Origin of the sequence: Marinobacter sp., assembly GCF_052091845.1 — a bacterium.
GTDB lineage: Bacteria > Pseudomonadota > Gammaproteobacteria > Pseudomonadales > Oleiphilaceae > Marinobacter.
In genome coordinates, this window is sequence record NZ_JBQDCO010000001.1 from 30360 (window position 1) to 43654 (window position 13295).

Annotated in this window: 13 protein-coding genes; 7 read left to right on the forward strand and 6 right to left on the reverse strand. The window is 53.1% G+C overall.

Features of this window, described 5'->3' with window-relative positions; translation table 11 throughout:
- Positions 1–52 precede the first annotated feature (52 nt).
- Positions 53–1408, reverse strand: coding sequence for a PhoH family protein (locus ACTHYN_RS00140; protein WP_441810579.1), 1356 nt, complete (start codon positions 1406–1408; stop codon positions 53–55).
- Between the two features lie 251 nt (positions 1409–1659).
- Entirely contained in the window at positions 1660–2400 is a 741-nt protein-coding gene (locus tag ACTHYN_RS00145) for an START domain-containing protein (protein WP_441810459.1), read from the reverse strand.
- A gap of 138 nt (positions 2401–2538) precedes the next feature.
- On the opposite strand from ACTHYN_RS00145, the gene ACTHYN_RS00150 reads away from it, so the two are divergent.
- On the forward strand, positions 2539–3546 hold the full coding sequence (locus ACTHYN_RS00150; protein ID WP_441810460.1) for a DUF2804 domain-containing protein: 1008 nt from the start codon (positions 2539–2541) through the stop codon (positions 3544–3546).
- Between the two features lie 58 nt (positions 3547–3604).
- On the opposite strand, the gene minE is transcribed toward ACTHYN_RS00150, so the two are convergent.
- From minE to ACTHYN_RS00170, 4 genes are all read right to left on the reverse strand, one after another.
- Complete coding sequence (minE, locus tag ACTHYN_RS00155) at positions 3605–3859, reverse strand: cell division topological specificity factor MinE (protein ID WP_441810461.1); 255 nt, start codon at positions 3857–3859, stop codon at positions 3605–3607.
- A gap of 3 nt (positions 3860–3862) precedes the next feature.
- The gene (minD, locus tag ACTHYN_RS00160) at positions 3863–4675 is read right to left on the reverse strand and encodes a septum site-determining protein MinD (protein ID WP_441810462.1); all 813 of its coding nucleotides are present in this window, start codon (positions 4673–4675) and stop codon (positions 3863–3865) included.
- Positions 4676–4754: 79 nt separating this feature from the next.
- The gene (minC, locus tag ACTHYN_RS00165; protein ID WP_441810463.1) at positions 4755–5516 is read right to left on the reverse strand and encodes a septum site-determining protein MinC; all 762 of its coding nucleotides are present in this window, start codon (positions 5514–5516) and stop codon (positions 4755–4757) included.
- Positions 5517–5556: 40 nt separating this feature from the next.
- Complete coding sequence (locus tag ACTHYN_RS00170) at positions 5557–5835, reverse strand: DUF1244 domain-containing protein (RefSeq protein WP_441810464.1); 279 nt, start codon at positions 5833–5835, stop codon at positions 5557–5559.
- Positions 5836–5950: 115 nt separating this feature from the next.
- Here ACTHYN_RS00170 and dinB point away from each other — a divergent pair, with 115 nt between their 5' ends.
- The 6 genes from dinB (at position 5951) to ACTHYN_RS00200 (ending at position 13016) form a co-directional block, all read left to right on the forward strand.
- Entirely contained in the window at positions 5951–7015 is a 1065-nt protein-coding gene (dinB, locus tag ACTHYN_RS00175; protein ID WP_441810465.1) for a DNA polymerase IV, read from the forward strand.
- Between the two features lie 239 nt (positions 7016–7254).
- The gene (locus ACTHYN_RS00180; protein ID WP_441810466.1) at positions 7255–7578 is read left to right on the forward strand and encodes a hypothetical protein; all 324 of its coding nucleotides are present in this window, start codon (positions 7255–7257) and stop codon (positions 7576–7578) included.
- Positions 7579–7792: 214 nt separating this feature from the next.
- Complete coding sequence (locus ACTHYN_RS00185) at positions 7793–10003, forward strand: acetyl-CoA hydrolase/transferase C-terminal domain-containing protein (RefSeq protein ID WP_441810467.1); 2211 nt, start codon at positions 7793–7795, stop codon at positions 10001–10003.
- Positions 10003–10473, forward strand: coding sequence for an FKBP-type peptidyl-prolyl cis-trans isomerase (locus ACTHYN_RS00190; protein WP_441810468.1), 471 nt, complete (start codon positions 10003–10005; stop codon positions 10471–10473). The genes ACTHYN_RS00185 and ACTHYN_RS00190 overlap by 1 nt, the downstream gene beginning before the upstream one ends.
- A 172-nt stretch (positions 10474–10645) precedes the next feature.
- Positions 10646–11386 carry a response regulator gene (locus ACTHYN_RS00195; RefSeq protein ID WP_441810469.1) on the forward strand — a complete coding sequence of 247 codons (741 nt, stop codon included), beginning with the start codon at positions 10646–10648 and terminating at the stop codon, positions 11384–11386.
- 64 nt (positions 11387–11450) lie between these two features.
- Positions 11451–13016 carry an ATP-binding protein gene (locus tag ACTHYN_RS00200; RefSeq protein WP_441810580.1) on the forward strand — a complete coding sequence of 522 codons (1566 nt, stop codon included), beginning with the start codon at positions 11451–11453 and terminating at the stop codon, positions 13014–13016.
- Positions 13017–13295 lie beyond the last annotated feature (279 nt).

Sequence of the window (13295 nt, forward strand, 5' to 3'; positions counted from 1 at the left end):
CTGTGGAGCATACAAAAAACCGGGCCTTGGCCCGGTTTTTTGTATGCCTATATCAAAGATTGGCTTCCGCAAATTCTGCCAACGGTGAGCGCGGCACGCCTTGCAGATGAATGTGGCCGCCATGGTTGAAGCTTTTGAAGCGTTCCGTCATGTAAGTTAAGCCCGAACTGAGGGCGCTCAGGTAGGGCGTATCAATCTGTGCCAGGTTGCCCAGACAGATCACTTTGGAGCCGTTACCTGCACGGGTAATGATGGTTTTGATCTGGTGCGGGGTGAGGTTCTGGGATTCATCAATAATAATCAGGCTATGCTGAAAGCTGCGACCCCGAATGTAGTTCATGGATTTAAAGTGCAAAGGCACCTTGCTGAGAATGTAATCCACGCTGGCGGTCATGTTTTCGTCGTCTTCGTGCAAAGCCTCCAGGTTATCCACAATGGCGCCCAGCCAGGGCTCCATTTTCTCCGCTTCGGTGCCAGGCAAAAAGCCGATGTCTTCGTCCAGGCCCTGGGTTGACCGTGTTGCAATAATCCGCTTGTAAAGCTTGCTGGCAACTGTCATCTCGATGCAGGCTGCCAGTGCCAGAATGGTTTTACCGGAGCCAGCTGACCCGGTGAGGTTAACCAAATGAATATCCGGATCAAGCAGCAGGTTCAGCGCCATGGCCTGATAAATATCCCGTGGCACCAGCCCCCAGACTTCTTCGTTCATTAAATCATGCTGGTGCAGGTCCCGGATAACCAACTGGGTGTCGGTGATACGAACCGCTTTGCCCAGGAAGCCCTGCTCATCAAGCACAAACTCGTTGATATTGACCTTTGCCAGCCGGCCTTCGCGTTTGAGGATATGTTCGGTGGCGCCATCCTGCTGCACGGTTTCCACTTTGGCGATGGTGTCCCAGAAGGAGTTCGGGAATTCGTGATAGCCCTTGGGTAGAAGGTCAATGTCGTCAAGCAGTTGATCGTTTTGGTAATCCTGGGCTTCAACGCCAAAACCACGGGCTTTAAGCCGCATGTTGATGTCTTTGCTTACCAGAATAATATCCCGGGAGGGGTGCTGCGCCTGAAGCGCAGCCAGCGAGTTGATGATCTTGTTGTCGTTCAGATGTTCCGGTAAAGAGTGATTGCCGGTATGCTCGGCGCTCATCAAAATAGAGAGCGCGCCCAGAGGCTTTGCCATTTTGGCCCGAACGATGGGTACGCCTTTCTCTATGTCTTTGGGGCTGGCATCGCCAAGCAGTCTGTCGATGGTGCGAATAGCCTGGCGACAATCAGCCGCCACACTTTGCTTGCCGGATTTCAGACTGTCCAGCTCTTCAAGAACAGTCATCGGGATGATGACATCGTGTTCTTCAAAATTGAGGGGGGCGCCAGGGTCGTGGATCAGTACGTTAGTGTCGAGGATATACATTGTTCTTCGAGCTTGCGGTGCACTTTCTGGTGTTCTGGGCATAAGGGGCGCTACCTCTGGGATGGATCAGTTAATACGGGCGCAGCGTTTCGTAAGCTCCTCGTCAGAGACGATTTTCAGCATGTCTTAAGTGGTTACAATACCAGTAATTTTCGACTCCTTCCTGCTGTGTTTCTGCCGTGAGTCTTCTGCCTTTTGGAGTCCTTTCTGTAGAGCTTAGCGTTTCATGTGACGTCAGTCACCTTTCGCCCTCAGGTGTCGGCTGGTTTTCTGACGTCAATCAGTTGTCCGTCCTGGTTGTATATCAGCTGGAAGCCTTGATAGCGCTCCAGACCGGATAGCCTTTCCAATGCCTCCATGGAACTCATCGGTATATCAACCAGGAGTGTATTCACCAGCCAGCCGGGCAGGGAACCGTTGGGGTCTGTATGTTGCAGCCAGATCATTCGGGTTTTACCGTCTTCGGGAATGAGGCGGTAGAAAGTGCTGGAGCGATCAACCCTTACGCGATTGCTGTTTTTTGCCCGCTTGTCTGGCGTGGCGCTCATTTTCATGGTGATTTCGCCAGACGTCTCGTCGCCCTGTGTGCGTATGTGAAGCACATAATCCCGATCTGTTACCGGCCAGGGCATGTCGTTTACGGAGTAGACGTAGCGGTCATTAAAATCGCCTTTGCCCACGCTGTAGGATGCAGAACAATTGAGCACCCATTCCATACAGGATGCTGGATCTGCCATTATGGCCATAACGGCTTCAATGGGGGCGTCAAGAAGGGTTTCGGCTTTGAATACCTGAAAGCTGGAGTCGTCTTGATCCATGGTGTAAATGCGGGTGGCGCCGGACTCTTCACGCAGGCTCCATGCCTCGCTTTCTTCAGCTGGCAATTCAGCGCGGGCGGTGGTAGTCGCCAAAACAGTAACCAGCAGAGCGCAAATCACACCGCTGATGACTGAGGCCCGGCCTTTAAAGCCATGGGCTCCGGTCTTGCTCATAAGCTACACTCCCTCAATGATCGGGGGCCGAGTCTAACATGGGGCGTTGGTCTTTATGGCGCCCGGGAACAGGGGATTGTGAACCAGGTAACCACTTGGTAGGGCAGTTCTTTAAATTGGCCTGATCTGACGAAGACCATGACCACAAAAAAACTGATTAATGCGAAAGGGCGTATCAAGCCGGGTGTGTTGAGCGAGCCGGTCGATGATATCAACTACCTGGATTACGATTTACGAACCGTGATGGACCGGCCGCGTTCCATGTTGGCCAGGCGCTGGCGGTTTAACCAGTTTCAGTTTGTGAGTGCCACTGGCCCCGGGTGGGTGTTTGGTATGGCGTTGGTGGATTTAAAGCTGCTTGGAAGTGGCTTTTTCTACCTCTTCGATTTTGCATCGGGGCAATTGCATGAACGCAGTTTTATCAGCCCTTTGGGGTTAGGCACTCGAATTGAGCCCTACCCGGAACACGGCACTGCCTCGTTTAACAAGGGGGGTGTGTCTATGCGCATTTTGCCTTTTGCCGGTGGTAGAGCACTCTCTGTGACTGCACCTGGAGGCATTCGCATAGAACTGACTTTGAGACAGGATAACGATCCCCTGAGGCTGGTCTGTCCGGCTGGTTACAATGGCTGGGTGTTCACCCGGAAGTCCGCAGGTTTGCCTGTTGAGGGCGAAATTCGCTGGGGACACAGTATCTGGCGGTGCGGGGGCACTGCCCGCGGCGCTATTGATTGGAGTTGCGGGTTTATGCGCCGTGAAACCGCCTGGAACTGGGCGAGCCTGGCCGGCCAGCTGCAGGATGGCCGGTCAATTGGGTTAAATCTGGCGAATGGTGTAAATGAGACAGGCATGACCGAAAATGCGCTGTGGCTGGACGGGCAATGCCATAAGCTGGGTGCGGTTCGTTTTCGCTTTGACCGATATGATGTCGGGGCTGATTGGCACGTAACCACGGAAGATGGCCGGGTTGATTTACACTTTGCGCCGGCAGCGGCCCGTAAGGAAAAGCTCAACGCAGGAATACTGGCATCCAACTTCAGGCAGTACGTGGGCACATACAGCGGAACGGTCAGGGATGAAAGCGGCGCAAAAATTGCCATTCAGGGCTTGCGGGGGTTAGTGGAGGATCATTTCGCGAGATGGTAATGAAAACCGCCTGCCCACTAACACGGGCAGGCGGTTATTAGCCAGGACCAGACTGGCTCTAGCGCTCGGGCAGGGTGACGTTCAGTTCCAGCACGGAGCAACTGTCGTTGCGATCCACCTCTACCTGAACCATGTCGTCACTGATTTGCACGTATTTCCGGATCACTGCCAGAATTTCCTGCTGCATTTGCGGCAGGTAATCTGGCTGCTCACGCTGGCCGCGCTCGTGAGCCACAATAATTTGTAGACGTTCTTTCGCCACAGTGGCGGAGGAACCTGATTTTTTACCTCTGAAATAATCGAGGAAACTCATCCGTCAGCCTCCCTTAAACATCCGTGAGAAAAAGCCCTTTTTCTGGGCGTTCATGAAGCGGTGTTCCCGTTCCTCGCCAAGCAGTCGCGCAACTGCGTCGTCGTAAGCCTGGCCGGCATCACTCTGTTCTTCGAGGATAACCGGCAAGCCCTGGTTGGACGCGTTGAGAACAATCTGGCTTTCCGGAATAACGCCCAGTAGAGGCACGGCAAGAATCTCTTCGACATCGGCTACCGAAAGCATTTCACCGCGCTCAACCCGCTCCGGGTTGTACCGGGTTACCAACAGGTGTTCCTTTGCCGGGTCCTGGCCCATTTCCACGCGGCGGGACTTGCTTTGCAGAATGCCGAGAATCCGGTCGGAATCCCGCACTGAGGACACCTCCGGGTTGGTCACCACAATAGCCTCATCTGCATAATAAAGGGCCATCAGAGCCCCGTGCTCTATGCCCGCAGGGGAGTCGCAGATAATATAGTCGAAGGTTTCAGACAGGTCGTTGATAACCTTTTCAACGCCTTCTTTGGTCAGAGCTTCTTTTTCCCGGGTTTGGGACGCCGGGAGGATATAAAGCGTATCAACCCGTTTGTCCCGGATCAGCGCCTGGTTTAACGATGCCTCGCCCTGTATGACGTTTACAAAGTCATACACCACGCGGCGCTCGCAGTTCATGATTAAATCAAGGTTGCGCAGGCCCACGTCGAAATCTACCACCACGGTTTTATGGCCGCGCCTGGCAAGCCCGGTGCTGATGGAGGCGCTGGTGGTGGTTTTGCCAACGCCGCCTTTTCCTGAGGTAACGACAATAATTCTAGCCAAGGTGTTTTTCCTGTGTCTCGATGGATTCGTCGTGTCTGCCGGATATAGCCCGGTCACATTATTTTATTCGATTCCAGTATCAGGCCTTGTCTAGTGGCGAGACCACTAGCAGGTCTTCCCTGAGCTGAATCTGCACAGCACTTTTCCAGCCATTGTCCTGAAGGTCCTCGGAGATTTTATAGTGTCCGGCGATGGACACAAGCTCTGCCTCAAGAGATTGGCAGAAAATTCTTGCAGATTCGGCTCCATGTATGCCGGCCAGCGCCCTGCCTCGCAATGGGCCATATACGTGGATATTGCCTGCAGCCAATACTTCTGCGCCAGCCTGAACCGGTGCCAGAATAATCAGGTCGCCCTCCGGGGCGTGCACTTGCTGGCCAGACCTGACTGGCTGGCTGATAATTTTGGCTGGTTTGGGCTCCTGTGCTGGCGGGGGTGTTGGAGCAGCTTCAGCGGGCGATTCTGTTTTTTCGGCAGCGGTTTGAGCTTCGTGGGACCGGTCCCGTTGATTGCCACCGGGCATCAGGGCCAAAGCGGCCCCGCGGGCAAGGCGCCGCTGATCGTCGTTGCCGCCGCGAACGCCGACAACGTGAATTTTATTACGCCGACAAGTGCCAATAATCTGGAAAAAATCCAGTTCGCTATCGAGGCCTTCGTACTTTTCCAGGCTGATAATAAGCGGGATGTCCCGAAAAAAGCCCGGCGCCTGACTTATTTTATTCCTTAATGTTTCTTCAAAGGCATCGCTGTCGAAATAGTAAAGCTCCAGCGCGGTCATGGAGACGCTGGCGCTTTTCAGCTGGAATACTTGCTGTACGCCTGAGGTGGCTGTGTCGCTCATGAAAGGGTCTCTTCCCTGATGTCTGCTTCGTTGACGTTCACTACTTGTGGTCCTGCTTCGGACCCGCCTGGTGTCGCGCCTTCCACTCTTCGTATGGCATGCCGTAAATCTCTTCCCGGGCGGCTGGGTCGGATATGTCGTGGCCCCGTTCGCTGGCCTCCGCTCGGTACCATTTGGAAAGGCAGTTGCGGCAAAATCCAGCCAAATTCATCAGGTCAATGTTCTGAACGTCGGGGTTGTCGCCCAGGTGTTTAACCAGGCGACGAAAAGCCGCAGCTTCGATTTCGGTGCGTTCAGAGTCTGGAATGGGGTTCGTCATGGGGCCTCATCATTGTGCTCGGTGGTTGTTATGCAGGTTCCTGACATTTTCAGCATCTTACTTTAAGATACAAGGCTGTATAAATGTACAGAAACCCGACGCGAGCTCAATGATTATGCCCCAACGCAAGATCATCCACGTGGATTGCGACTGCTTTTATGCCGCCGTTGAGATGCGTGATGACCCAACACTGCGCAATGTGCCGCTGGCAGTTGGCGGTGAGGGTGGTCGGGGTGTGGTGACTACCTGCAACTATAAGGCCCGGGCTTATGGGGTGCGCTCGGCTATGCCCGGCAGCGAAGCCCGACGACTATGTCCTGGTCTGGTTACCGTGCCAACGGATATGGCGCGTTACAGGGTTGCCTCGCAAAAGGTTATGAGCATTCTCCGGGAACTGACCGATCTGGTTGAACCCTTGTCTTTGGATGAAGCCTTTCTTGATGTGTCTGATATTACTGATCACCGGGGCAGTGCCACTCTCATGGCTCGCTACTTGCGAGAGCGGGTAGAAAAAGAGGTGGGTATTACTATTTCTGCCGGGGTTGCCCCCAATAAATTTCTTGCCAAGATTGCCAGCGATTGGCAGAAGCCTGACGGGTTGTTTGTGGTGAAGCCTGGCGAAGTGGATGGCTTTGTTCGCGAACTTAAAGTGGAAAAGCTGTTTGGTGTTGGACAGGTAACGGCGGCAAAGCTGCATTCACTTGGGGTTCAAACCTGTGGAGACTTGCAGGCACTGGGTGTGGATGTGTTGATTGATCGTTTCGGCAAGCAGGGTTATCGCCTGTACGAAATGGCCCATGGTCGGGATGAGCGACCGGTTGTTGTTTCGCGGATTGCTAAATCGGTGAGTGTGGAACGCACGTTTTCTCAGGATCTGCCAGATATAGCGGCCTGTGAAACCGTGCTGGCATCACTGGCGGCGGACCTCAACCTGCGCCTTACCCGTAAGGCACGAGAAAAACCCGTCCACAAACTGTTTATCAAGGTACGTTACAGCGATTTTTCGACCCACACACTTGAGCGGGTGCGTGAAAATATAAAAGAGCCGGGCTTCGATGATTTCCTGCCATTGCTTACAGAATTGGTGACCAATCGCGAGCGGCCTGTGCGATTACTGGGCCTGGGCGTGCGTTTTCGTAACGACGAAGCGCCTGTTACCCAGCTAAGGTTGTTTGAATGATAAGGTTGCGACATTGTTAATTCTAAGGTATTGATCCAAAAGGGATTAGTTTGCTGATTGCCTGGCTCTGTTACGTTTTGAAACATTCAGGATCATTTTTTGACAAAAAGAAGGCAGTCTGGTGACAAAAAAGCGGCGCAACTGTGTGCGATTTCATATCTTTTCGGCTCTCAGAGGTTAGACTTTGGCCTAAGGTGTCAGTAAACTTTTTCTCCGGTCAAAAGGTCTTCGTACGTATCATGATCATCCGTATATTTGTCGCTTTGCTTGTTCTCAACGTTGCCGCGTTTGTGGTTCGCGCAGATGCGTCCGAGCGCTCACGTGATGAGCTGAGCGACATTACCACCACAGAAGATGTATACCAGCTTCAGAGGCAGAGGTCTGGTGATTTTGACCAGGACGACACCTATGCCGTTACTGAAATCGGTTCGCGATTGTTGAGCCTTTCTCTGGTTCGCAGTGATAACACCGGCAAACGGTACGCCTCTCAGTCTGCACAGGCAGATCACGGCATTGCACTGCTAAATGAGGGTGCCTGTCTGAACCTGAAGTGGAATTTCTGATTTATTAATCTGTAATACCGCACATCACGCCTGACCTGCTTTAATTTCCGGTTTTATCCGATTTCCCTCTGTAGAGTCTGCACCTGCCATCTTTCTTTTTCTGACGATTCTTGTTTAACGCGGAAATCACCCTCGGGTGCATTGTGTGCACGCGCACGTCATGTGATGATTCTTTTGCAGTTTTTACAGCTGATGAATCAACAAGGAACCTCGTATGGCGGTAAATGAAAGGCAGCGTCTGAGTGACGCAGAGCGCTGCGTGGATGAAATCATCCGCCGGGTTGGCAAGACTGTTTCACTGGGCCTGCCCCTGGGTTTGGGCAAGCCCGTTCGCTTGGTGAACGCCTTGTATCAAAGGGCAAAAGACGACCCGGAAATCAATCTGCATATATTTACCGCGTTATCGCTGCTGGCACCGGCAGGTGGGTCTGCACTTGAGCAGCGCTTTATGGGGCCGTTTGCGGAACGTCTTTATGGCGATATTCCTGAATTGGAGTATGCCCGCGATGCGGCTCAAAAACGTTTGCCCTCCAACGTTAAGGTATCTGAGTTCTTCTTCAAGGCGGGTAGCTATCTTGGCAATCGCGATCAGCAACAAAATTACGTATCTACCAATTACACCCACGCCGTTCGCGATCTGATGAATTTAGGGGTGAATGTGGTGGCACAGATGATCTCTCCAGGGGAGCGGCACGGCGCACCGGGGATGGTAAGCCTGAGCTGCAATCCGGATTTGAGTCTTGATCTGTTACCAATGTTACGAGAGCGAGAGAGCGCCGGAACACCAGTGGCGATTGTAGGCGAGATTAATGGCCAGCTACCCTGGTTTGGCCGCCACTCAGCGGTGGCGGAAGACGATTTTGATATAGTGCTTGAGCATCAGGCTTCAGAGTACCCATTATTTTCTGCACCCCAGATGGCCATCAGTCCCGCAGATCATTTGATTGGCTTTTTCGCCAGCACACTATTAAAAGATGGCGGTACGCTGCAGGTGGGCATAGGTTCCCTGGGTGCGGCGCTTGTACACAGTGCCATTCTACGCCATAAAAATAATGAGGCCTGGCGTGCAGTATATGATTATTTACAGATTGCCGAGCGTTTTCCCCTGGCGGCGACTGATGGCGGAACCGGGGTATTTGAAAAAGGGCTATACGGTTGCAGTGAGATGATGGTTGACGGCTTCCTCTACCTTATGGAAGCAGGCATTCTGCGACGTGAGGTGCACGATCATGCCGATCTACAAACACTGATCAACCGTGGTGAAATTAACGAGCAGGTTTCTCTGGCCACTCTGGATGTACTGCGCCGGGAGGGACTTGTTGATTCCCCGATGCGGGCCCGGGATGTGGCTTGGCTGAAACGCCACGGAATTTTGCGGGATGAGGTTGAGTTCAAGGGTGGCCGACTGCTGGTCGCAGAGCATTCACTTGCTGCTGATCTGGATGACCCTGAGGCCCGCGAGGCAATTGAAACGTTAACGCTGGGAAGCCGGCTTTCTGGCGGTGTGGTCATGCATGGCGGGTTTTATCTGGGCCCACGGGCATTTTACCAGTCGCTACGGGCACTTTCTGATGCCGATCGTGACCGTATCTGCATGACCAGTGTCAGCTTTATCAATCATCTTTACGATCACCGCTTTGGTGATCAGCGCCTTAAAGCGGCTCAGCGGGTACACAGCCGGTTTATTAACACCGCCATGATGTACACATTGAGTGGCGCAGCGGTTTCTGACGGGCTTGAGGACGGCCGCGTAATAAGTGGCGTGGGCGGCCAATACAACTTTGTTTCCATGGCCCATGAACTGCCCGATGCCCGGTCTATTATTACCTTGCGCAGTACCCGTGAAACCAGGGGTGCGGCGGTGTCGAACATTGTGTTCAATTACGGCCACTGCACCATTCCACGCCATCTGCGGGATGTGGTGGTTACCGAATACGGCATTGCAGACCTGCGTGGCCAGCCAGATGAACAGGTGTACCTGCGCTTGATTCGTATTGCAGATTCCCGTTTTCAGCAAGGGCTGCTAAGCCAGGCTCAGAAGGCCGGTAAGGTTGATGCGGCGTTTCGGTTGCCGGGCAGCTGGCGGAGCAATACGCCAGAAAACATTGCCAGGGCGTTTGCAGAGGCGGGTGGCGACGAGTGGTTTCCCGCGTTTCCCTTTGGGCGAGATTTTACAGACCATGAGCTGGTACTGGGTAAAGCCCTGAACAAGCTCAAAACTGAAACAGCGACTCGCCGTGGTAAAGTATGGACCATATTACAGGCTATTCGGGCCAAAGATGAGCAGGGCCGGTTTGCCGAATTGTTACAACGAATGGGCCTGGAAAAACCTTCCGGGCTGCGTGAAAAAATGAATCAGCGCCTCCTGATTTATGGCCTGCAATTGACAGAAAATCCACCAGATACAGGAAACTCGAAAGACTGATGGAAACTTCCCAAGAAAAACCTGACGTTTTTACGGTTCATTACGTACTGAAGAACAAGATTGGCGAACTGGTCGATACTTCAGAAGGTAGTGAGCCTTTGCACTTTCTATATGGCAGCCCCGGGGTTATCGAGGGTATTCAGGAGGCAGTAAAAGATCGCAATGTTGGCGATTGCCTGGAGGTGACCGTGCCACCAGCCATGGCCTACGGCGAGCATAGGGCAGACCTGGTGCGAAAGGTGCCCCGTTCAATGTTTGAAGGCGTGGAAAATCTGCATGTTGGCATGAAGTTCCAGACCAATACCGGCGATAACGCTCAGGTTGTTCAGGTGATGGGTATTGACGGAAATCTCATCAGAATAGACGCCAACCACCCATTGGCCGGTTTTACCCTGTATTTTGATCTGGAAATCATTGAGCGCCGTGAGGCAACCCCTGAAGAGATTGATCAGGGTCAGCCGCTATCTTAAACAAGTTGGCGTTGTCGCTGCCTGGGTACTAGAGTTCAGTCAACGTGACTCGGCGTAACAACTAAGTGGTTTCATGTATATTTCTGAATAGCATGTATAATTGCTGTTACATCACGTTGCCTGTATCGTCTTGATCAGGCAAAAAACTGAACTTGGGAAAACAAAATCAGAGATGGACCGCGTGGAACAGACAAACGAAAGTTGGCGAATTCTTATTGTCGAAGATGACGAGCGGCTGGCTGAGCTGACCCGTGAATACCTCGAGAGCAACGGCATGGTTGTGTCTCTTGAAACGCATGGAAGCCCTGCCGTAGAGCGGATCCGTAAGGAGCAGCCAGATCTTGTGGTGCTGGATCTGATGTTACCCGGGGAAGACGGCCTCTCCATTTGTCGCCGTGTGCGGCCGTATTATTCCGGACCTATTATCATGCTCACTGCGCGCACAGATGATCTGGATCAGGTGCTTGGCTTGGAAATGGGTGCGGATGATTACATCAGTAAACCCGTGAAGCCTCGCGTTCTGCTTGCCCGCATCCGTGCCATGCTGCGTCGAGTGACGGAGAATGCTCAAAACAATGGTGCAGATGAAGTAGGCGGTGAACAGCCTTCGCGCTTGCAATTTAACGATCTGGTAGTGGATCGCTCCATGCGTGAAGCCTGGTTAAGTGATGAAAGCATCGACCTGACCAGTGCGGAGTTTGATCTGCTCTGGCTCCTGTCCAGCAACGCCGGTCGGGTGTTGAGCCGGGAAGAGATATTTACCGCTTTGCGAGGTATCGAATACGACGGACAGGATAGGTCCATTGATGTTCGGGTTTCCCGGATTCGCCCAAAAATCGGCGACGACCCCGTTCATCCCCGCAGGATTAAAACGGTGCGAAGTAAAGGTTATCTATTTGTAAAAGAGGCCTGAACATTAGGTCTTTGGCGCCGGCATGGATGGTCCGGCCGGCGTTTTCCTGCCAGGGTTTGTCGACATGCCCCTGAAGTTTTTCCTCAAGCTATACGCCCGCCTCGCTGGCCTCGCAGCGGTTGTAATACTGTTTTGCATTTTTCTCTTTTCGGGTGTCAATTCTGTACGTTCACAATTCTGGCATGAGCGCTTTTCCGAGCCGCTGATGCGTTGGCTTGTGCATTCGCCTGCACCCGGTCAGCAGTACCATTGGCTCTTCTCCCAGTATGATTTCAGCGTCACACAGGCTGGCCAGCAACCACTTTTGCCGGTTATCAGGGAGCGTCTCGGGTATGGACAGGTAGTGGCCGTTGAGGACAGTCTCGGTTACCGGTTTTTGGTTGCCGGGTTTCACGGCGACCCCGTTCAACTCACGCTGTCTCAACCCTATCGTGATATTGCTGTCGTTTCCGCTCAGATCATGCGCCAACATCTGGAGGCGGCTTCTTCGGACTCGCGTGGCGAGATGGTCGAGCGGCTGGCCGCAGGTTTGAACCTGGATATAAAAACCCAGGACCAGGTGGTCTTGCCGGATGATGAGGTGCTGGCGCGGGTTTACAGGCGGGGATTGGCTTTTTATTTTGACAACGAGCAGGGCCGGGTACTGGCTCAGTTGGCAGACGGTGAACTGGTTCAGGTGGTTTTGCCTCCGCCATTTAACCCTTGGGCATGGCCGGTTGTTCTGTTGTTGCTGATGGTATCCGGGAGTATTTTGGCGCTGTCTCTGGTTCTTGTGCTTAGAGGTCTGGACAGCAACCTCCGTAGAGTTGAATCAGTGGCTGTGCGCATTGCCCGGGGTGAAATGGGCGCACGGGTAGAGGCGGGCGAAGGTACGAATGTCTCCCGGTTGGCGGCGGCATTTAATGGCATGGCCGAACACATACAACGGCTGGTCAATGTGCAAAGTGAGATGATTCATGCAGTTTCCCACGAATTGAGGACGCCGGTGGCCCGTATTCGCTTTGGCGTACAAATGATTGAGGATTGCCAGGGCCAGGAGGCCCTGCAAAAACAGCTTGATGGTATTGATGGTGATATTCAGGAACTGGATGAGCTGATTGATGAGATTCTGACCTATGCCCGGCTTGAGCAGGGCGGGCCGGTTTTTGCCCTTGAGGAAGCGTCTGTAACCAACATAGTCAGACAGGTGGTTACCGAGCAGCAGCTTGTGCGCCCGGCTTTGAGCATTGAGAGTGAAATCGACGGGGCAACTGAGCACTTTGCGCTCGCTGATGTGGAGCCGCGTTATCTTCACCGGGCTATCCAGAACCTTGTGGGAAACGCCGGGCGTTATGCGTCGGGCAGCGTGCTTGTTCGTTGCCATATTGATGAAGATCACTGTCGCGTTGATGTAGAGGACGATGGCCCGGGCATTCCTGAAGATGAATGGGAAAAGGTGTTTACTGCGTTTTCCCGGCTCGACGACAGTCGCACCCGAACGTCTGGCGGCTATGGGCTGGGTTTGTCTATTGTGCGGCGTATTCTGTATTGGCATAACGGACAGGCTTTTGTAAGCCGGAGCGAGGGGCTTGGCGGGGCGCGCTTCAGCTTGGTCTGGCCGCGCAAAAAGCCGCTGGAGCCCGAGTTGTGAGAAGGCTGTGAGCCCAATCTCAACCCCTCACCTGATGTAACAAAGTGACTACACAACCATTACTGAAAGTTCTGCTATCGGCGTAGATAATTAAAACCGTAAGAGATGAACTTGCTAGGTTGTAGCTCTTGCGAACTTTCCTTGTTTCATTCGTCATTTTGGGGGTCGGGTTTCCGGCCCTTTTTTTGTCTTTTTTGAACGTTTTTGAATTTCCCCTCGGCATTTCCCCTCTAATGCCCCTCAACGTTCTTCTTCCGGGGAACCTGCTGGTAGAATCCG